17 protein-coding genes are annotated in these 20642 nt (G+C 45.7%); 14 read left to right on the top strand and 3 right to left on the bottom strand.

All coding sequences use genetic code 11. The annotated features are described in order from the left end of the window. Positions 1 to 18 precede the first annotated feature (18 nt). On the top strand, positions 19 to 168 hold the full coding sequence (locus NSQ66_RS23505; protein ID WP_155288181.1) for a hypothetical protein: 150 nt from the start codon (positions 19 to 21) through the stop codon (positions 166 to 168). A 204-nt stretch (positions 169 to 372) separates the two neighbouring features. Here NSQ66_RS23505 and NSQ66_RS23500 read toward each other — a convergent pair whose 3' ends face one another. After that, positions 373 to 1617, bottom strand: coding sequence for a sialidase family protein (locus NSQ66_RS23500; RefSeq protein ID WP_051490984.1), 1245 nt, complete (start codon positions 1615 to 1617; stop codon positions 373 to 375). A gap of 167 nt (positions 1618 to 1784) precedes the next feature. On the opposite strand from NSQ66_RS23500, the gene NSQ66_RS23495 reads away from it, so the two are divergent. From NSQ66_RS23495 to NSQ66_RS23485, 3 genes are all read left to right on the top strand, one after another. Further along, positions 1785 to 2159 (top strand): hypothetical protein, encoded by a 375-nt coding sequence (locus NSQ66_RS23495; RefSeq protein ID WP_036677578.1) that lies wholly within the window; start codon positions 1785 to 1787, stop codon positions 2157 to 2159. 159 nt (positions 2160 to 2318) lie between these two features. Beyond that, positions 2319 to 3527: a glycosyltransferase gene (locus NSQ66_RS23490; RefSeq protein WP_036677575.1), complete on the top strand. Its 1209-nt coding sequence runs from the start codon at positions 2319 to 2321 to the stop codon at positions 3525 to 3527. Between the two features lie 26 nt (positions 3528 to 3553). After that, positions 3554 to 4651 carry a glycosyltransferase family 4 protein gene (locus NSQ66_RS23485; protein ID WP_036677572.1) on the top strand — a complete coding sequence of 366 codons (1098 nt, stop codon included), beginning with the start codon at positions 3554 to 3556 and terminating at the stop codon, positions 4649 to 4651. Positions 4652 to 4764: 113 nt separating this feature from the next. On the opposite strand, the gene NSQ66_RS23480 is transcribed toward NSQ66_RS23485, so the two are convergent. Next, positions 4765 to 5433: an SOS response-associated peptidase gene (locus NSQ66_RS23480; protein ID WP_036677569.1), complete on the bottom strand. Its 669-nt coding sequence runs from the start codon at positions 5431 to 5433 to the stop codon at positions 4765 to 4767. 156 nt (positions 5434 to 5589) lie between these two features. Between NSQ66_RS23480 and NSQ66_RS23475 the strand changes: the two genes are divergently transcribed. The 6 genes from NSQ66_RS23475 to leuS all read left to right on the top strand — a co-directional run bounded on the left by NSQ66_RS23475 (position 5590) and on the right by leuS (position 12377). Next, positions 5590 to 6045 (top strand): DUF523 domain-containing protein, encoded by a 456-nt coding sequence (locus NSQ66_RS23475; RefSeq protein WP_036677566.1) that lies wholly within the window; start codon positions 5590 to 5592, stop codon positions 6043 to 6045. 128 nt (positions 6046 to 6173) lie between these two features. Then, entirely contained in the window at positions 6174 to 7325 is a 1152-nt protein-coding gene (locus NSQ66_RS23470; protein WP_076141549.1) for a cysteine desulfurase family protein, read from the top strand. A 92-nt stretch (positions 7326 to 7417) separates the two neighbouring features. After that, entirely contained in the window at positions 7418 to 7939 is a 522-nt protein-coding gene (locus tag NSQ66_RS23465; RefSeq protein ID WP_038572961.1) for a PRC-barrel domain-containing protein, read from the top strand. A 14-nt stretch (positions 7940 to 7953) separates the two neighbouring features. Then, complete coding sequence (locus tag NSQ66_RS23460; protein ID WP_036677557.1) at positions 7954 to 8163, top strand: hypothetical protein; 210 nt, start codon at positions 7954 to 7956, stop codon at positions 8161 to 8163. A gap of 179 nt (positions 8164 to 8342) precedes the next feature. Further along, positions 8343 to 9410 (top strand): AI-2E family transporter, encoded by a 1068-nt coding sequence (locus tag NSQ66_RS23455; protein ID WP_036677553.1) that lies wholly within the window; start codon positions 8343 to 8345, stop codon positions 9408 to 9410. A gap of 516 nt (positions 9411 to 9926) precedes the next feature. After that, positions 9927 to 12377: a leucine--tRNA ligase gene (gene leuS / locus NSQ66_RS23450; protein WP_076141550.1), complete on the top strand. Its 2451-nt coding sequence runs from the start codon at positions 9927 to 9929 to the stop codon at positions 12375 to 12377. Between the two features lie 61 nt (positions 12378 to 12438). On the opposite strand, the gene comER is transcribed toward leuS, so the two are convergent. Further along, positions 12439 to 13290 (bottom strand): late competence protein ComER, encoded by an 852-nt coding sequence (comER, locus tag NSQ66_RS23445; protein ID WP_036677548.1) that lies wholly within the window; start codon positions 13288 to 13290, stop codon positions 12439 to 12441. A 187-nt stretch (positions 13291 to 13477) separates the two neighbouring features. On the opposite strand from comER, the gene NSQ66_RS23440 reads away from it, so the two are divergent. The 4 genes from NSQ66_RS23440 to NSQ66_RS23425 all read left to right on the top strand — a co-directional run bounded on the left by NSQ66_RS23440 (position 13478) and on the right by NSQ66_RS23425 (position 20536). Next, positions 13478 to 14188: a ComEA family DNA-binding protein gene (locus tag NSQ66_RS23440; protein ID WP_076141551.1), complete on the top strand. Its 711-nt coding sequence runs from the start codon at positions 13478 to 13480 to the stop codon at positions 14186 to 14188. A gap of 113 nt (positions 14189 to 14301) precedes the next feature. Next, entirely contained in the window at positions 14302 to 14820 is a 519-nt protein-coding gene (locus NSQ66_RS23435) for a dCMP deaminase family protein (protein ID WP_036677545.1), read from the top strand. A 113-nt stretch (positions 14821 to 14933) separates the two neighbouring features. Next, positions 14934 to 17609, top strand: a complete 2676-nt coding sequence (locus NSQ66_RS23430; RefSeq protein ID WP_076141552.1) for a ComEC/Rec2 family competence protein — start codon at positions 14934 to 14936, stop codon at positions 17607 to 17609. 863 nt (positions 17610 to 18472) lie between these two features. Next, complete coding sequence (locus tag NSQ66_RS23425) at positions 18473 to 20536, top strand: glycosyl hydrolase 115 family protein (protein WP_235219399.1); 2064 nt, start codon at positions 18473 to 18475, stop codon at positions 20534 to 20536. The last annotated feature ends 106 nt before the right edge of the window (positions 20537 to 20642 follow it).

Genomic DNA, 20642 nt, shown 5'->3' with positions numbered 1-20642 from the left:
TGGAGGCACGAGAAAGGAATGGGAGTATTTCGAATGTTTGGTGTGATATTTATTTTTACTCTAATGCTTAAGGGCGTCACGTTATTAGTTCAGGGAATGGAGAGTCTGGTAAGAAATACATATGAATTTGGTTATGCTTTTGGATCTTTATTAGAGAAGGTTTTTTAACTGAAAAATCGAACATATGTAATATCAAAGCCCAGTATGCTATGGATCTTGCCAGAGTGGGAATCGGCGATGATGCGGATGCGAAAGCTCAGCGTAACAGCGTTCAAGTTCATGAAAATATTTTCTTTTTCATTACCTGCACTAAAAAGCCTATCGCCTAATCCCCGGCAATAGACTTTTTATGATGTGGGCAGCCAGCCCCAATCAAGTAATAACTACATCGGAATATCCCGCAAAAATAGTCTGTGTTCCCGGACTAGTATCTGTCCATACGCCGATATATCCTCCAGGCGGAACGGAAGTGATATCAATATAATCCCCTATTAAGGTTACAGGTCCTGTACCTCCAGCATTCGGATCGAAGGAAACGTTAGTTATTCTAGTGTTGGTAAATGTCTGTCCACCGTTAATGGATCGCGCAACATATACATCTAGCAAAAATCCGTTAACCTGATTGCTGTAATAGATCACATTTACTACGCCCGTCAAAGGGTCGACATCGATCGCAGGAAAAAAGTTCTGAGATCCCGCGGGTGCACCGGTAATACTAACGGGAGTGCTCCAAGTCATGCCCCTGTCGTTTGAAATGGACATGAATACATCAGAGTACCCTTGGCGGAAATCCTGCCAGATGGTATACACACGGTTGGTAAAGGGTCCGACTGATCGATCGGTTGAAATATTCGCAAATGTTAAGACCCGAAAAGCATAGCCGGGAACGGGCAGGACTATGGGCACAGGTACGATCGTGGACACAAGAACAGGGGCGCCAAACGTTGTTCCACCATCCAAAGAAGTTCTGATCACAAATCGGAATTCCGGATTTGTCGTAATCCATGCTCCATACACGCTGCCTATCAAATCCACAGCCACATCGGGACGTTCTACCTGATTAGCTTCACTGGAAAGCAGGATGGGAGTGTCCCATGTGGCTCCATTATCACGAGATCGACTAAGAAAAGCTGTCGAGTTACCTCCGTTAGCTACATTGAACTGATGATTGTAAGAAACATAGATATTTCCTAAATATGGGCTAGATTGTCCTACATCGATTGTGATATTTGTTTCGTCATTATTAATGTAGGTTCCATACCCGCTACTTACAATTACAGGGCTGCTGAAATTAGTACCATTGTTGGTGGAAATATAGAATATAGTTGTTCCGTCTGAAGCGCCTGGAAAAGCATGTGCAGAAATGGCAAATGTATTCGGAAAGGAGTACGCAACAGCAGGTGCTTCGGCCCCTGTAAATCCTGGAGGCAGAGGCAGTAAAGCTTGTGACCAGTTGGCACCGCCATCTAACGAGCGATACATCCCTATTAATGGAACTCCGGTTGTAGTGTCTACAGCTACAGCAATCATGATCCCGGGAATAAGCAGATTCACAGCAACATAGGGTTCAAACTTTGGTGGCAAACCTGTAGTGACCTGAAAATTGAAATTGGTCATTGTCACCTCTCCTTTTTCATCTTTAATCTATGTTATGAAAAAAGCGGGAAAGGAACTGTATACCTGTCTATTTGGCTATTATTCCACGTGTTAACCCCTCCTCTTGCCTCACAACTATAAGCTAGCTGTTGAATAAGTTGATAGAAACCAAGAGGAGGAGTGAGAAAATGCCTTATACAACAGGTCTTATTACGAATACGAGAGCAACTGGTACTGCAGCGAGTAATGTAGTGGTCAGTGTTCGTAACACAAGTAATGCGAGTGCAATGATGATTGTCGAAGTCTTCGGTGTTCCATATTCCTTGCCAGCTCTTACCCCGCTTTATGTCACAGGTTATTTCGTTCCTGCAAAGAGTTCTGATATTAGAGAGTTTTTCATTGGGGGGAATCTGGCTTACGAGGTGCAAATTAGTAGTCCTTATCCTTTGGCAGAAGTAGTCACCTCTGTTTATGGGCTGGATGAGTTCGGAAATCTAGTTACCGATCAGCGGGTGCTTCAATCTGAAATGACGGAGATTACCGCTCTTTCTATACCTGTATAATAGTAATATTTAGACCATTAAGCAGCAGTAGCTGAAAGAAATAGGGCGATTGCTGCTTTTTTAGGCGTAATAAAGTATTTTAAGGGCATTCACACAGTCAGATGGGAGGAATCAAAATATACTGATTTTATACTCCAATGTAGAGAGAGGTAAAAAATCATGGCGGATGTAGGAGTAGTTATGCCTGTGTATACCCAAAAGCCGGAGTTCTTACGGCAAGCTCTGCAGTCTGTTCTACACCAATCTTTTACCAATTTTCGGCTGGTTGTTGTGATCGATGGTGCACCTGAAATGGAACCGCTCGTGAGATCCATTATTGTCGAAGATCCAAGGGTAACGGTTATCTCTTACGTACAGAACAGGGGTATAGCACATGCACTGAATACCGGCTTTGATCTTTTGTATAGTGAGCCTAGTATTCAATATCTAAGTTGGGTTTCCAGCGACAATGTTTATGAACCCCGTTTCCTCGAAATCCTTCGGGGGGCGCTAGTTAGAGGTCCACAGGAGTTAGGCATCGTGTACAGTTCTTTTCAAAGCATCGATAACGAGGGAAGGTTTCTTCATAACGAACATCAATTAGCTACTCAGCGTAATTATCAGTCACAGCCTAAAGAGAGATTGCTGGATTACTCGCTTATTGGCGTTTCTTTTATGTACAAAGCACAGATTGCGAAGCTTGTTGGAGCTTATGGAATGGAACCGGTGGAGGATTATGATTACTGGCTGAGACTGGCTGAACATTGTGAAATTCGCTTTATACCGGTGGAACTGGTGAATTATCGTGTGGATTCTACCTTTAGTGTATCTGCCCAATTACATTCGGTTGAAAATCATCGTAGATGGAGATATGCCTATCATTTGACCCGCCATCAGGCACGGTTTCGCAGAGGAATTCCGGCGATGATTACCGTTCTATATCCTGTAGTGAATGCTTGTGCGGATGAAATAACGCGGATAGAGAATCTGTACGAACAAACGTATAGCAATTATGAATGCCGGGTGTTGGATTTATCAACTACGCGTCAGCCATCGGCTCTATTGGAAACCATACCTCATCCTGCGACAGCGTTCGCCTGGCTGCCTGGAGCTGTGGAGTCACACGCGATTTGCAGTGCTATAGAACAACTATCCACTCCATTCACGATAGTTTTAGGTCCAAAAGTTTTTATAGGAGCGCTCGATATTGAGTACATGCTGGAAGCTTTGGTAACTACGGGCGGGGATACGACTTCCAATTACTATACGGATGATCATAGCCTGATTGGATTTCGACACAGACATGTCCCATCGACCAAAGGCCACTATTATAATGAGCTGTTTCGCAGCGCAGATCTGTATGATTTGTTGAAGACCTCTTTTACCTAAAAATAATTTGCGAATGAGTGATCATAATGAAGATTTTGTTCACTTTTTATAACCCGAGTGGAGGTATGCAAACCCTGAACCGAGTTCGCTGCCAAGCGTTACATGCTCGCGGTGTAGAGTGCCATTTACTGTATACACACCATGGAAAAGGACAGCAGAATATCCGTAACATTCAAACGCATATTACCAATAGCGATGACGAGATCAGGGCAATGCTTGCTCGTGAAGCTTTTGACTTAATTGTAGTGTGTACGGATATTAACTTAGCAGAGCGGATTCGAGGGTTCGGGTATAAAGGGCCGCTTGTTTTTGAAGTGCAGGGTTTAGGCACCTTAGATGAAGCTGAGCAGGTCGTTAATAATTTTACAGAGCGCATTTACAGGCTCACCGATGCACTGCTGTATCCAGAAACAACCCATTTGCAGGCGCTTTTCAAAGGCGGATTTCCAACCATTCCACAATATTGTTTTGATGATCCGATCGATTGCGATCAGTTTGGATATACCAATTATCCCGCGAAAAGTTTCCCTATCCTCGGCTGGGTAGGACGCATTCAAACGAATAAGAATTGGCGGGAATTTCTGCAAATCGGGCAAAGGCTGCTGGCGATCCATCCCGAACTTTATTTATGGATTTTTCAGGATGATACTTTGTTTGATCCAGAGCAAAAAGAAAGCTTTGATCAATTTGTAGCTGAGACGGGGATTTCTTCACGGTTGATTTCGTATTCCAATATTCCTCATGAGCAAATGGCAGATTATATGAGTATTATTGGTGATTCGGGAGGTTTGCTCCTTTCTACCTCTATTTTGGAAGGGTTTGGATACGCGGTTGCTGAGGCGATGTTGTGCCGTTGTCCTGTACTTACTACAGATTCAGACGGCGTTCGTAGACTCGTCATTAACAATCACACTGGAAAAATATACACTAGAGGGCAGCTGGATGAAGCTGTGGTTGCTGCTCTATCCTTAATGAATGATCCAGAACTACGGGCCAGAATCAGGATGAATGGAGAATGGCATATCCGGACTAACCTATCCTCTGAGCTGTATGCAGACAGATTTCTACAGATGTATCATCAATTGATGGGACGCAGAATTCATATTGAGCGGCGCTGGTCTTAACTCTGCGGTTAATCCGCAGGGTTAAAATGTTTTTTCATGGATAAACAACGAGGTCAGAATTAGTGTCAATAAAAGGGTGATAATCATTCCTACCATTTGAATAATATTGTTTTCTATATCTCATTGATTAATTCCTTCGTATTATTCCGAACATTTCCCACTGCAGTAGAAACCGGGTAGGCTCTCATTTGATGCTGATCATAGGGTTTAAGAAGCTTTATTAACGAAGTTGCGTCCTGATTGTCCCGGCTCAGCCATTCTGGCTCATCCTCAGGCTTCAAAATAACTGGCATACGGTTATGGATTTCAGCCATAAGTTCATTTGGGGTAGTCGTTATAATCGTGCAGGTACTTAATTTATTACCTTCAGGGTCCATCCAAATATCATACAATCCGGCCATTGAAAAAATACCCCCATCGCGCATCACGATTCGCATGGGTTGTTTGCTATTGCCCTGAACCTTCCATTCATAGAAGCCATCAGATGGAATGATGCAGCGGCGGGAGCTTACTAATCGCTTGAAAGAAGGCTTCTCAAGGAGTGACTCTGCCCGGGCATTGATCATTTTACTGCCGATTTTGTCATCTTTGGCCCATGAAGGAACCAGACCCCAGCGCAGTTCCCCAAGTTTATTGCTGGATCCTGTGTTAATGACTGCCGGAATTTGCTGCATGGGTGCTGCGTTATATGTTGGAGCATAGTGGATAATGGTTGAATCATTCGCAAAATATCTGACCATCAGCTCTTCCATGGTGACGGTTATCGTATATCGTCCGCACATTTTATACACTTCCCATTCGGTCGTTTTTGAGGCTGGATTTGTTTACAGCTTGTAATCAGCATGTTATGCTCGAAATATTTCTTAGCTTGAACGGCTGTTAAGGGTTGTATCTTATTATAAACGAAGCATAATGAATGAAGAAAGCGGTGCATATAGGTGATTTTGGTAAGCTCTTGTTTAGCTGGTATGAAGGTAAGATATAATGGCACGGATTGTTTGGATGAGAAAATTCAGAAGCTTTTGAATGAGAATCAAGCTATTGCTGTGTGTCCGGAATTATTAGGGGGATTCTCTACGCCTAGAGAGCCAGCTGAAATTGTCGGCGGGGATGGTGAGGCTGTGCTTGCAGGAACGGCTAAAGTAGTGGACCGATCGGGCATAGATGTAACAGAACTATATTTAAAAGGGGCTTATATTACGCTTGAGAAAGCTCAAGAAGTTTCAGCTACGATGGTAGTCCTCAAGGAAAACAGTCCTTCTTGCGGCAGCACCATGATTTATAACGGAGAGTTCAAAGGGAAGAAGATCGCTGGGAACGGCGTGACTGCAGCTTTACTTAGAAAAAACGGCATAGAAGTTACCTCTGAAGAGAATTGGCTGTCATTACCTTAGCCTGTGCAGGGAATTGATTACAATATTGTGTTCTTTAGTTTGTGGAAAACTAACTTCTCGCGCGGTATAATTTAATAGTTCTTAAAAACGAACTGTTTTCCTATACCCTAGAAGTGGAGAAATGAATGATGAAAACCATCTATTTGGACCACGCCGCATCAACCCCGGTTCATCCGGAGGTGGCCAAGGTCATGCTGAATATAATGACAGAACAATATGGAAATGCGTCCAGTGTACATCAGTTCGGACGTTCAGCCAAGAAAATATTAAATGGGGCGCGCGATACTATCGCCGCCTTTTTAGGCTGCTCGCCGGAAGAGTGGGTGTTCACTGGCGGCGGAACCGAAAGTGACAATCTAGCACTCTATGGAGCTGTCGCTGCTGTTGCCCAGAAAGGCAATCATATTATCACCTCTGCGATAGAGCATCATGCAGTGCTACATACCTGCGAAGAGCTGGAGAAGGAAGGCTTTAAGATTACTTATCTTCCTGTGGATTCTACAGGCCGAGTATCCGTTGCAGATGTAGAAGCAGCGGTGCAGGAAGACACAGTGCTAATCAGTGTAATGTATGCCAACAATGAGGTAGGAACCGTTCAGCCGATTCAGGAAATTGGCCAATTTGCCAGAGAGCGGGGTATTCTGTTCCATGTTGATGCTGTACAAGCTCTTGGTGCCTTACCGATCACACTGCGGGAGCTTCCGGTAGATTACATGAGCTTTACAGCTCACAAAATCAATGGACCTGGGGGGATCGGTGGCCTTTATGTGCGGAGTGGAGCACCGCTGCATCCAAGACTCCACGGTGGCCTTCAGGAGCGCGGCAGACGAGCCGGAACAGAAAATTTAGCAGGTACTGCTGGATTTGCCAAGGCTGTTGAAATAGCAGTTACAGGTCTATCAGAACGTCGACAAAAAGTGCAGCTCCTGCGCAATAGACTACTTGAAGAGCTGGATGCGCTGATTGGACGGGAAAGTTATTCAATTAACGGCAATACCGAGCATTTTTTGCCTAGTATACTGAATTTGAGCTTCCCGGGAGCTAGAACAGATGTTATGCTGATGAACCTGGATATGGACGGGATTGCGGCAGCAAGCGGTTCAGCCTGCACGTCAGGATCACTGGAAATATCCCATGTTCTGAGAGCAATGGAGCTTCCAGAAAATATTTTAGGGTCAGCGATTCGATTTAGCATGGGTTTGGGTAATACTACTGAAGAAATTGAGTACGTTGCTCGAAAAGTTGAAACCATTCTGAATCGGCTTCGTATCAGAGACTAGTTACTTCTAGGCTATGGTAGGTATCCTGATCATTCGGGCTTTCACTTTTTGAGAACTCGTAATTACACTCAAAGTGAGGAGACCGAGCAGCCATGAAACTTCAAGATCTGATCGGCTTGGCTGTATATGAAGTTGAAGAGGGTAACGCAATCGGCAAAATTGTCGATATTTTGCTCGATTCAAACTGGAATATTACGGGTATTGAACTGGAAAGCAAATCTTTTTTTGGTGGCCATGTGAAATTTGTGGCATGGGAAGATATTGTGGCCTACGGCGAGGATGCTGTCATGATTCGTAATAAAGAGTCGATTGATAAGATAGATGCCGATCATATACCTTGTACTTTTCTACTTGGAAAGAACAAACTTAAGGATTTGAAAGTGCTAACTACAACTGGAACTATACTCGGACGAATATCTGATGTTTATTTTGACCAAAAGTTGGGAAACACAATAGGAGCGCTGGAAATTAGTGACGGGCTTGTCACTGATTTGATCGAAGGCCGCAAATGGCTGCCTTGTTCTGACGAGATGTCCATTGGTGAGAATGCATTAATGGTTCCTGCGATGAGCGAAGAACGGCTACAAAAAGCCATTAATATTGTTAACGGATAGGTGGAATGTATTATATGAAGTGTCCAAACTGCAACTCCAAAGATATCGGAAAGATCGGTTCCCACCAGTTTTATTGCTGGGGCTGTTTCATCGAATTGACGGTAAATGGCGAAAAAATGTCGGTTTATCAAGTTGAAGAAGACGGCACACTAAGCTCGCTGGACGACCTGTTCTCCGGGGATGATATGACTCAGGATTTCCCGCAAATTCATGCGTCGTCTTAACTATGAATCTTGCTTTGTAAGCAAGACTGCTCTATGTACTTAAGCGTCAATTTCCTTTCAGCTGAAATCAGTTGCAAGGTTATTGACGCTTTTTTGTGTGTTTGATGGTTATTTTGCTGCGGCCATACATATACTTATTTACGAAGCTAGTCCAGGCTCTACCGCAGGAGGGTACTCTCATGGAACAATGGTCCCAAAGTAAATGGTTCCGCTGGATGATCGGAGTGCTGCTATCCCTGATCATTTTGTATTTTGTTTGGTTGCTTCGTCCGATGCTGCAGGGGATTTTTGTATTTTTAAAGGCAATCCTCGCTCCATTTCTGGCAGCTATGATTATTTCCTATGTGCTGAATCCCGTGGTTAGTATGCTGGCCGGACGGAAGATGCCGCGTAGCGTAGCTGTTCTACTTATATATGCAGTGTTTCTAACGGCGATTACCGTGATCGCCATCAACCTTATCCCGATGTTTATTGAGCAGCTTGAAGAATTAAATGAACATCTGCCTGAGATCACACTGCAAGCCCAGGGGCTGATGAGCCATATGAATACAAGGCTAATACCGCCTGGGGTTGAAATGGGGATGAACAACTGGTTTTTTCAACTGGAGAATCGTCTGGCCGAAGGGATTTCGCATTTTCTCGATAATATAGGGACAACGATTAACTTGCTGTTCAATGCTTTTATCGTGCCGTTTCTGGTGTTCTATATTTTGAAGGATTTTGACGTATTTGAACGGACGGTGGTCTCTTGTCTGCCCCGCGCACGCCGCAAGTCTATTGTTACTTTGTTAAAAGATATCGATGCTGCGCTCGGCAATTACATTCGCGGACAATTTCTGGTCTGCATCATTATAGGTGTGCTTGCCTATATCGGCTATGCCATCGTCGGAATGCCTTATGCCTTACTGTTCGCCAGTGTGGTGGCAGTATTTAATATTGTTCCGTATATGGGTCCTTTTCTAGGGGCTGCACCTGCCATTGTGATGGCTTCGACCGTCTCTTTTCGATTAGTTCTACTGGTTGCTGTGGTAAACACTTTATGCCAAATTGTGGAGAGCAATATTATTTCTCCACAGGTCGTAGGCAGGACGCTACATTTGCATCCGCTGCTTATTATCTTCGCATTGCTGGTAGGTGGTGAACTGGCAGGGATGATTGGACTTATCCTTGCTGTACCGTTCTTTGCAGCTGCAAAAGTCGTAATTCAACACTTTATGGCGTTTTTAATCAAACGAAAGCCCGTATAAAGGGATAATCATTGACTATTGATAACAGTTTTGTATATAATGTTGGGGAATATTACTGATGACTCAGTATATAGTTGTTCGATGATGAGGAGTATTAATTCTATACCGTTATTGCAGAGAGCCGACACTAAGGTGCGAGTCGGTTAACGGAACAGAGTGAACTCACCTCGGAGTAACGGTGCAAGTTTACAGGATATCCATAAGAGATAATGGATGTCATGAATGAACCGCCGTCGCCTCACCCCCGCTAAAGGGTGCAAAGTGAGTGGCAGAATAAAGTATATTCGCCGCTAACTAGGGTGGTACCACGGGAATTATAACCTCTCGTCCCTAGCGATAATACGCTAGGGATGGGAGGTTTTTTTGTAAATATAAGAGAGTATACGTTTCACGCAATACTTCATGTCTTATATTTCCCGCATAAACGCTTACCGTCCTTATAAGGACACCGAAGGTGTATATGCTTGGTTAAGAAATAAGAAATCTAAGAAGTAACACTCCAAGGAGGAGCAGACAATGAGCGACAATCAAACAAATAGCACACCCGCTGGTGGTTACCGGGCGCAGACTATTGAGCCGAAATGGCAAAAGTTCTGGGATGAGAACAAAAGCTTTAAGACAGGAGAAGATCCTGAAAAACCCAATTTTTATGCACTGGATATGTTTCCGTATCCTTCAGGTGCAGGACTGCACGTAGGTCATCCAGAGGGTTACACAGCAACGGATATCGTTTCTCGCTACAAGCGGATGCGCGGTTTCAATGTATTGCATCCGATGGGCTGGGATGCTTTTGGACTTCCGGCAGAGCAGTATGCGATGGATACCGGCCAGCATCCACGTGATTTTACCGATAAGAACATTGATAATTTCCGCCGTCAGATCAAATCGCTGGGTTTCTCCTACGATTGGGACCGCGAGATCAGCACGACAGATCCGGATTATTATAAATGGACACAATGGATTTTTATCCAGTTGTATAACAAAGGCCTGGCTTATGTAGCAGAAGTACCTGTTAACTGGTGTGAGGCACTGGGTACGGTACTTGCCAACGAAGAGGTTATCGATGGTAAAAGTGAGCGCGGCGGTCACCCGGTCGTGCGCAAACCGATGCGTCAATGGATTCTGAGAATTACAGAGTACGCTGAGCGTTTGCTGGAGGATCTGGAAGAACTGGATTGGTCCGAAAGCATCAAGGATATGCAGCGCAACTGGATCGGGAAATCAACAGGTGCAGAAGTGAACTTTAACATTGAAGGTCACAAGGCTAACCTGACCGTGTTTACTACACGTCCAGATACACTGTTCGGAGCAAGTTACTGCGTACTGGCACCAGAGCATGAGCTTGTTGATGTAATTACCACTGAAGCTCAGCGTGCTGCTGTGGCAGAATATCGTGAAAAAGCTTCTCGTAAAAGCGATCTGGAGCGTACGGATTTGGCAAAAGAGAAGAGCGGTGTCTTCACAGGCGCATATGCAATTAATCCTGTGAATGGTGCGAAGGCGCCAATCTGGATTGCAGATTATGTGCTTGCTGGTTACGGAACGGGAGCAATCATGGCAGTTCCGGGTCACGATACACGCGACTGGGAATTTGCTAAACAATTCGGCCTGAATATCGTGGAAGTCGTTCAAGGCGGCAACGTTGAAGAAGAGGCTTATTCCGGAGATGGTCCGCATGTCAATTCTGATTTCCTGAATGGACTCAAGAATGAAGAAGCGATTGCGAAGATGATTGCTTGGTTGGAAGAAAAGGGCGTAGGTAAAGGCAAAGTAACCTATCGTCTGCGTGACTGGCTGTTTAGCCGCCAACGCTACTGGGGAGAGCCCATTCCAATTCTGCATTTGGAAGACGGCACAATGAAGACTGTTCCGGTTGATCAGCTGCCGCTGGTACTGCCGGATGTAGATGCGATCAAACCTTCGGGTACAGGGGAATCTCCACTTGCGAATGTAACAGAGTGGGTGGAAACTATTGATCCTGAGACTGGCATGAAGGCTCGCCGCGAGACGAACACCATGCCGCAATGGGCGGGCAGCTGCTGGTATTACCTGCGTTATATTGATCCGAAAAACGATCAAGAGCTGTGCTCCCCTGAGAAGCAAAAAGCATGGCTTCCAGTAGATCTGTATATTGGTGGAGCGGAGCATGCCGTGCTTCACTTGCTCTATGCACGTTTTTGGCACAAGGTGCTTTATGATCTCGGCGTTGTTGAAACAAAAGAACCTTTCCATAAGCTGGTTAACCAAGGTATGATTCTTGGAAATAATAATGAAAAAATGAGTAAATCACGCGGAAATGTCATCAACCCGGATGAGATTGTGGAAGCTTTTGGTGCAGATACACTACGTGTGTATGAAATGTTTATGGGCCCTCTGGAAGCAACCAAACCTTGGAATGAAAAGGGTGTAGAAGGAGTTCACCGTTTCTTGTCCCGTGTATGGCGCCTGTTCGTGAGTGAAGATGGTAAGCTGAGCACCAAAATCACAGCAGACGGTGGCACTGACGAGTTCAAACGCACTTGGCACAAGACCATTAAGAAGGTCACTGATGATTTCGAGCATCTGCGTTTCAATACCTCAATTAGCCAGTTGATGATTTTTATTAACGATGCTTATAAGCAAGAAACTTTGTCCCAAGAAGCTGCTGAACACTTCGTACAAATGTTGTCACCACTGGCGCCTCACATCGCTGAAGAGCTGTGGCAGCTGCTCGGTCACGAAGGAAGTATCAGCTACGTGGCTTGGCCAACGTATGATGAAGCATGGACGGTGGATGCTGAGGTTGAAATCGTTATTCAGGTAAATGGTAAAATCGTACAACGCGCGTTGATCCCGCAGGATATGGGTCAAGAAGAGATGCAAGCTCATGCGTTGTCACTCCCGAATGTGAGTGCAGCAGTAGAAGGTAAAACCGTACGCAAGATCATTGCGGTTCCTGGCAAGCTTGTAAATATCGTAGTGGGTTAAGCGAAGAACGCAATAATGCCCGCAGCAACGGAGAACTCCGTGCTGCGGGTTTTATTGTTTTCTAACGGTCTACAGGACTTTGAATAATACCGTCATGCCCAAATAGCGCATCCAGCTTGGTGACATCCTCATCGTATTTATCATGCGTAGTCATGATGAGACGTTCGAATACGCCCTCAAGGCTAATGCGAAGATGGTTCAGTGCCTCTGCGGTAATCCCGCCACGGACAGCTACACGTTCTTGGAGCTCTTGCGGGGTGAATTCTCCTTCTGTTAGCAGCTTGCCTGTTCCAAGCAGCATTTCACCTGCAAGCCGGCTGATTAACGTCTCTTCAATCCCGGTAACTTCCACCGCAGCTTCAATCCAGCGTTCAATGAAATAGCTCAAGAACGCAGGTCCGCAGCTGGAGAAATCAGAAGCGATTCGGGTATGGGCCTCTTGAATTTCCAAAGGAACACCTATGAAAGACAACAGCTGCAGCAGCACAAGCCTGTCTTCTTTATTAAGCCTGCTGCCAAATATGCACAGTGATGTCCCACTTTTGACACAGTGTGTAATGCTGGGGATGATCTTGGCTATTTTGGACGGCAAAGCGGATTCCAGATGTTGCAATTGAACGGGACTTGTAATGGATACGACGATTTGATCGCTGCGGAGATAAGGGCCAATCTCATCTGTTAAGGTTTTGAATTCCAGCGGTTTTACACATAAAAAAACAATGTCACTTCCAGTCGCTGTTTCACTATTGCTTCCGCATAAGTTTATGCCGGGATGACGATCTTCTAGCTCCAGCAGTTTATTCAGACTGCGGTTGCTGGCGAGTACATCGCACGGATTCAGGGCTCCGGAAGAAAGAAAGGCGTCAATCAGCAGGCTGCCCATGCTGCCTGTTCCGATAAATCCTACTTTCACCTGTGGTTCCTCCTTTCTAGCGTTGCTTTTTTACTAACTGACATGAATGCTCTTCGTTATATGTATGCAGGATAGACTTGGACAGATGACAGGTTTTGTATGAATTATTAAAGGAGTTTCCAGCCGCAGGAATGTATGAAGATTCACAAAAAGGCATAAGAAGAATTTTTGTGAGGAGGAAAGTGATATGAATAAAGGGAGTATCGTGCTCGGAGTGGCTGCTGCTGTAATAGGAAGTGGGCTATTCTGGGCGGCGGGAAGCAAGGGCGATTCCGGGATTGCCGGGTGGGAGACTTTGAATGTTGGTATGGAGCAAGCTGTTGGAAGCGCTGAGTCTGGTGACGCTCCAGCTGCTGGGGGCAGTGAGGGAGGTCATCAGACGAAAGGAAATAAGCAACATTTAGAGAAAGATGCAGGGCAGGCTGAAGCTGCTGGGAATGTTGAAGACGGTGAGAAGGTTAAGGAGGCTGAACAAGCTGAACAAGCAGAACAAGCTGTCCAAACTTCGGCAGATGAAAAAGCTACGGCAGCCGCTGCGGGGGAGCGAGCAAAAGGAGCGGGCCAAACACCAACGGCAGAAGGTCAAACACCAACAGGGGCAGAAGTTCAAACGCCAAACATTGCAGGGAAGCAAACGTCGGCAGGGGATAAAGCTGTTGCGGCTAAGGAGGCGACTGAGCTTTCCGCATCAGCAGCTTCACAGGAAGGTAAAGTAAATGTGAATACTGCGGGTGTTAAGGAGCTGATGGATCTTCCGGGCATCGGAGAAAAGAAGGCTCAGGCAATTATGGATTACCGCAACCGTGTAGGGACCTTTCGCAGCCTATCTGATCTGGGGAAGGTAAAGGGGATAGGACCTAAAATGCTGGAGAAGTTAAAAGCTTTAGTAATATTTTGAAGATAAATAGGAAATGAAGATCGTTGGAAGTGCCACAACCGTTGTCCTAGTGAAAACTTGCGGGGATGTGCTACAATAGTTAACAACTATTTAGAAGGATATGGAGATTGATTATGACTACTGCCTATCGTAAAGACTGGGATACTTATTTCATGGACATTGCCTGTATGGTCTCAACTCGTTCACGCTGCTCACGACGACATGTAGGTGCTGTGCTGGTGCAAGGCAAAAAGCTGCTTGGTACCGCGTACAATGGGGCGCCAATGGGCGTACCTGATTGCTCAGAGGCAGGTTGTATGCTCTCGGAGCAATATGAGATGGAGATCGTGGATGGCGTAGAGACTATGGTGAAGAAACAGCGCTGCATTCGCACGATTCATGCGGAACAGAATCTTTTGCTATTCACAGACCGGATTGACCGGGAAGGCAGCACCGTCTATGTGACGGATGAGCCTTGCTGGACCTGTGCAAATATGCTGGCTAATAGCGGTATTGTGGAGATTGTGTATTATCGTCCTTACCGTAAGGATATGGAAAAGGTAGAGGCAATGATGGCTGCCAAAGGCATCGTATTTCGCCAATTGGAAAATTATGAGCCGCCAAGTGAAACGATGATTAAAGTAGCGGATTAGCTGTATTGTACAACCCTAATTGAATAAGATGACTTGAGGAAGAACCTCTCGTACGCTTTTATGGCGTATGCAGAGGTTCTTTTTTTATCTTGCGAAAGGAGGAGAATGGAGGCGTGAAGGAGAGACCCTTATTAAGTTTTACAGTGTGTTGGGTGACTGGAAGTGCAGCAGCGTGTTTATACTCAGGGATTAGCTTGTGGTTGGCGGGGGCTGGATTACTATTGTTACTGGTTAGTATGAGAGTTTGGGTGAACATGAGCTGGAAACAGCTGGCGGTATTTTGTTTGGCGATTATTATATCCGCTGGATATTGGGAATGGAATGAAGGCCGCAATGTAAGTCACCTGCCTGAAGTGCTGGGGAAATTATTTTCGGAGTTGAATGAGACTGCCGTGGAGGCTAAGGGGACGATTATTTCCGTTGTGGAACGGGACGGGGACCGGGTTGATTTTACGATGAAGCTCTCAGAGTTATCGTTGATTACTGAGGAAGAGGCCGCTTCGCCTGATCCGCGGGACGAACAAGATAAAAGGGGGCATGGGGAGTTAATTATGGTGCAGATCAAACTTCTTGCCGAGCAAGAAATCGCTATTGCCGCGGAGTGGCGCAGAGGGGATCAGGTGTCGCTAAACGGTGTACTTGAAGAGCCAGCGACAGCGCGGAATTACGGAGGGTTTGATTATCGAGCCTATTTACATACGCAGAAGATCCACTGGCTTCTAAAGGGTCAGGGGGCAGAGAACGTGCAAGCAACGGCTCCAGATTCATGGCGTCCGTTAATGATCTTACGCTGGAATGATAAAGCGCGGGCAGTTCTTGGAGCAGAGACGGATCGGCTGTTTCAAGAGCGCCACTCTGGATATATGAAGGGTTTGGTGATTGGGATGCAGGATGATCTCGATCCGGATACCTTTAAGCAGTTCTCACAACTTGGGTTGACACATATCCTCGCCATTTCAGGCATGCATGTTGCAGTGTATGTTGGTGTTCTTTTATTTATATTCAGGCGCTTACGGATGACAAAAGAGACCACGCTAACAGTCACCTTAGTGCTCGTTCCCATATACGTCCTTTTGACAGGTGCGGGTCCGTCTATCGTACGTGCGGGATTAATGAGTATGATTGCATTGCTCGCTGCACGAGTTGGCATGCTGAAGGATGGACTGAATATTTTGGCTGCAGCGGCACTGGTTATGCTGATTTGGAATCCTTACATGCTGCTCAGTGTCAGTTTCCAGTTGTCATTTCTGGTGACCTTAGGATTAATGGTCTACGTTCCGCTTATGGACCCTCTGCTGAGGGCACTGCCACGCTGGCTTAAAAGCGCCGTCTCTGTGACTCTAGTTGCCCAGTTGGTCTCATTTCCATTGACGATCTATTATTTTAATCAATTTTCGCTGCTGTCTTTAGTGGCTAATCTGGTTTTTGTGCCCTTTATTACTTTTATTGTATTGCCTTTAGGAACGCTGGCGCTACTGCTTGGACGATTGTGGGGAGATGCTGCAATTTTTTTGGCACATATTACGGAGCTGCTGAATAACGTTACTTTTTATGCGGTTGAATGGATCAATGGTTTTGCTGGTGGAGTTTTGATTTGGCGCTCGCCTTCACTGCTGTGGATCGGAGTGTATTATGTCTTGTTGTACGGGCTGTTGTATGCTGCCAAGCTAAGAATGGAAGCCCGCGCAACACCGCAGTATATGGAGGATGAGACGAAGCCGTTAGCTGAGATTGGTTTACCTGTGAACAAGCACGGCGGGTTTGGGGGAGCGGGGAGCGCACAGTATTTTTTGGATGCGCCTATGTTTGTACGTTGGAGCGGAGCGATTGTTCTACTATCTGCGGTTGGACTGGGCCTAATGCTGTACAAGGGTTATCAGTCAGAAAGAATGGAAGGTAAAGGGACGATTAGTTATCTGGATATCGGGCAAGGCGACAGTATCCTCATCACTACACCAAAAGGAGCTCATATTCTTGTAGATGGTGGAGGAACGTTAAATTTTGGGCAAAAAGAAGAATGGCGGATTCGCCGCAGCCCGTTCGAGGTAGGGGCTAAAGTGTTGGTGCCCTTGCTTAAAAAACGTGGGATCCACCGTCTGGACGCGATTATTTTGACCCATGGGGATCAGGATCACGCCGGTGGACTCCAAGCCGTTATGGAGGCGATTCCGGTCTCGGCACTGCTATTTAATGGCACACTCGCTGATCGTGAATCTTATATGGAGATGATGCGGACTGCGCTGGAGAACAATGTTCAACTGTATGCCGTGCATCAGGGAATGAGGCTTTCCCCGGATGATAAGACAAAGCTGTCCTTTTTATGGCCGGAGGAACAAGATAGAGAGGGAGCAGCGTCAGGTTCTTCTATGCTGAATGGCATCCCAATGCTAGAGGATCAGAACCACGATTCTGTAGTTTTTCGTTTAGAGATGAACGGAAGGAATTTTCTATTTACCGGAGATATGGATCTGGAAGCCGAGGAGGAGATTGTGCAGCAAGCACTGCAAAAGGGTATTAACGCAGGACCTGCCATTGACGTTTTAAAAGTAGCTCACCATGGGAGCAAAACTTCAACAGGCGAGTCTTGGCTGCAGTTCTGGCATCCATCGGCTGCGGTGATTTCTGCGGGAGTAAATAATCTATATGGTCATCCGAAAGCTGAGGTATTGGAACGTTTGGAAGTTAATCAAGCTGCTATTTTTAGAACGGATCAGCAGGGAGAGATCCAGATGCGTGTGCGGGCCGACGGGATTATGGTGCGTCATAAGTTGGCGGAGGGAGCGGATTAAGGAAGGTAGTAGAGTAATGTGATTGAGTGCTGGGTGGTGTATGTTAATTTTCGCAGACTCTATAAAGCTCCTTTAAAGCTCCTTTAAAGCCCCTTTAAAGCTCCTTTCGTGGTCTTTTACACCACTATAAAATCTAAAACCTTGTTTAGTTGCACTTTGTGCAATAGATCGCACCTTAAAGTAGCTGGATCTTCATTTAGTTGCACTTTGTACACTTAAAATCTGGAAAAACGCCTATTTCTCTAATTTTGAGCAGAAATAGTTGCATGAAGTGCAACTAAATCACTTTATGAGCTGGAAAGATCTTTTTTAGTTGCACAAAGTGCAATTGAACGCTCCATATGAACATATCAAAGCATCTCAGTTACATATTATCGTTGTAGCGATACTAACTTTCGCATAAGTTCCTGTTACTTGCTGATGATCCCAGTCCATTTGTTCTAGCACCAGCTGCTCTAATAACGTAACTGTTGTCCTGTCTAGCACCAGCTGCTCTAATAATGTAACTGTTGTGCCTGTCTAGCACCAGCTGCTCTAATGCAGTAACTGTAGTCCCTGTCTAGCACCACCTGCTCTAATGCAGTAACTGTAGTCCCTTTCTAGCACCAGCTGCTCTATTGCAGTAACTGTCGTAACTGTTGTCCTGTCTAGCACCAACTGCTCTAATGCAGTAGCTCCAGCTCCAGTAACCGCCGTCCTCCTCCAGTAATTATTACGCGTGCATGCACAATCTATGTAAACGCTTTATAATAGAGATAGAAGATTCTGGTAAACTCTATGCCTATTTAAACTATGTTTCAAAGCCCGGTGGTGAGAAGCTTATGTCCTCCGTGTTTTGTAGCGAATTAGGAGATGAAGCGATAGTGAATACATATGCAGAATTTAGAGTCACAGCGGAAAGTGTATACGATGTTCAAGTGGAATGTAGTAATCCAATTGGACATGCTTGGCGAATGATCGCCAGAGATCATGAGCAGGTGTTCGGAAAAGCTCCGTTACAAGGAGCAGCAGCTACTGTAATTATTCGTTATGCAACACAGGATGATGGCTGCCCGGAATGGGCAGAGGGTTTTTGTTTGCATTTTGCAGGTAGTGAAGAGGATCGGGTCCTGCATATTATCGGCCGTGATGAATTGGGCATTATTTATGGGATGCTTCATTACAGCCGCCACGTGCTTGGTGTCGATCCCTTCTGGTTCTGGGCGGAGCTTCCTCCTGCTAAGAAAGATGCGATCAATCTGCCTGTTTCTGACTACAACAGCATTCAGCCAAAGGTACGTTACCGAGGTTGGTTCGTGAATGATGAAGTGTGTCTTATTGGCTGGAAGGAGGATTATCCTCCGACGGCGGAGGTATGGGAGCCTGTTTTTGAAGCGCTGCTGCGCTGTGGTGGAAATATGGTAATCCCGGGGACGGATTTGCCGAGAGACGGAGTTCATCATCAGCTTGCGGTAGATATGGGACTGTGGATCACACATCATCATGCGGAGCCGCTTGGCGCGCAAATGTTCCTACGTGCTTTTCCGGGCAAGCTGGCTAGCTATAAAGAATATCCAGAATTGTTTGAACAGCTGTGGAGAGAAGCCATCGAGCGGCAAAAAGATGAAAAAACACTCTGGGTGCTCTCCTTCCGCGGACAGGGCGATAAACCATTTTGGGAGAATGACCCCTCTTTTGATACTCCGGAGAAACGGGGCGATTTGATCTCATTTGTGGTTCGCAAGCAATACGATATGATCTGTGAATATGTGGACCAGCCTGTGTGCTGTATGGCGATGTACGGAGAAATTGCGGAGCTGTATAAACAGGGAAAGATCGAAGTTCCAGAAGGTGTTATTAAAATATGGGCGGATAACGGATACGGCAAAATGGTGTCGCGACGACATGGCCATCTGAATCTGCGCGTGCCTGCTCTACCCGAGGCAGGTGATCAAGGCAAAAACGGGGTATATTACCACGTCACCTTCCACGATTTGCAGGCCTCCAATCATCTAACACAATTCCCTACGGATCCGTCCTTTATAGTGGAGGAATTACAGGGTGCATTTGCGGCAGGGGCTAGTGAATATCTGCTGGTGAATTCAGGGAATATTTTGCCTCATCTCTATACATTAGATCTGACAGCAAAGTTGTGGATGGATGGAACAGCAGATGCTGATGAACAGCTTCAGACCTTCGTTAACCGTTTCTACACAGCGCAGCAGGGGCGAATTGCCCAATTGTACAAAAGCTACTTCAAAAACACCATAGTATATGGTCCTAATGCTGACGACCGCGCAGGCGATGAATTCTATCATCATCCGGCAAGGCAGATTATAGGGCATTGGCTGCAAAATAAGACGGAGAGCGATGAACGTCTGCGCTGGGCCGCAGGGGATGTTCCTTTTGTAGAGCAGGTTCGATGGTTCAGGGATCGAGCTGAGCGAGTTGTACTAGTCTGGTATCTGCTGCGAAAGCAGTGCCTAGAGGTGATGGAACTTTTACCCGAAAAAGAGCGAAACAGGCTGCACGTTCAACTGCTAGTTCAAATTGAGCTGCATTGGAGCGGGTGCAGAGGGTTAGCCTCTCTTTGCCAGGCGTATATGTGTTACCAAGAAGAGCGATTTCCAGAGGCGTTTATCGAAGCTTCTCATGCGGTTTGGGATTATAAGGAGGGCCAGCAGGCTCTTTTACGGGCAGAGATCGGTCAGTGGAAGCATTTTTATCGGGCTGATTGGTTGACCAATATTGCCAACACTATAGATCATGTAGAAACAGCCCGCAAATTTTTGCGGATTCAGGGGGATAGTCCGGATATGTTTTTATGGTATAAGGAATATTTGATGCCCGAGACTGAAAAGCATATCTATCTGGAAAATACGCATCGTAATCCGTTACCGGACGATGAGCTTGCACGGCGGCTGGAGGAGAAATTCAGCTCTCTTTAAAATATCCGCACACCACTAGTGAACGCTTAAAACGTTCACTAGTGGTGTTTTTTAATGAATGACCTATTTTTTTATTTTAGAGGGAACTTTTTCAAGTTTGGAAAGT

Source organism: Paenibacillus sp. FSL H3-0329 (genome assembly GCF_037963285.1).
GTDB lineage: Bacteria > Bacillota > Bacilli > Paenibacillales > Paenibacillaceae > Paenibacillus_AQ > Paenibacillus_AQ odorifer.
This window is presented reverse-complemented; position numbering and strand designations above follow the sequence as displayed.

What these genes read in the sequence shown, in the direction of transcription:
- NSQ66_RS23505 (WP_155288181.1), top strand. Translation starts at nt 19, where the DNA reads ATGGGAGTATTTCGAATGTTTGGTGTGATATTTATTTTTACTCTAATG.
- NSQ66_RS23500 (WP_051490984.1), bottom strand. Translation starts at nt 1,617, where the DNA reads ATGACCAATTTCAATTTTCAGGTCACTACAGGTTTGCCACCAAAGTTT.
- NSQ66_RS23495 (WP_036677578.1), top strand. Translation starts at nt 1,785, where the DNA reads ATGCCTTATACAACAGGTCTTATTACGAATACGAGAGCAACTGGTACT.
- NSQ66_RS23490 (WP_036677575.1), top strand. Translation starts at nt 2,319, where the DNA reads ATGGCGGATGTAGGAGTAGTTATGCCTGTGTATACCCAAAAGCCGGAG.
- NSQ66_RS23485 (WP_036677572.1), top strand. Translation starts at nt 3,554, where the DNA reads ATGAAGATTTTGTTCACTTTTTATAACCCGAGTGGAGGTATGCAAACC.
- NSQ66_RS23480 (WP_036677569.1), bottom strand. Translation starts at nt 5,433, where the DNA reads ATGTGCGGACGATATACGATAACCGTCACCATGGAAGAGCTGATGGTC.
- NSQ66_RS23470 (WP_076141549.1), top strand. Translation starts at nt 6,174, where the DNA reads ATGAAAACCATCTATTTGGACCACGCCGCATCAACCCCGGTTCATCCG.
- NSQ66_RS23465 (WP_038572961.1), top strand. Translation starts at nt 7,418, where the DNA reads ATGAAACTTCAAGATCTGATCGGCTTGGCTGTATATGAAGTTGAAGAG.
- NSQ66_RS23460 (WP_036677557.1), top strand. Translation starts at nt 7,954, where the DNA reads ATGAAGTGTCCAAACTGCAACTCCAAAGATATCGGAAAGATCGGTTCC.
- NSQ66_RS23455 (WP_036677553.1), top strand. Translation starts at nt 8,343, where the DNA reads ATGGAACAATGGTCCCAAAGTAAATGGTTCCGCTGGATGATCGGAGTG.
- leuS (WP_076141550.1), top strand. Translation starts at nt 9,927, where the DNA reads ATGAGCGACAATCAAACAAATAGCACACCCGCTGGTGGTTACCGGGCG.
- NSQ66_RS23440 (WP_076141551.1), top strand. Translation starts at nt 13,478, where the DNA reads ATGAATAAAGGGAGTATCGTGCTCGGAGTGGCTGCTGCTGTAATAGGA.
- NSQ66_RS23435 (WP_036677545.1), top strand. Translation starts at nt 14,302, where the DNA reads ATGACTACTGCCTATCGTAAAGACTGGGATACTTATTTCATGGACATT.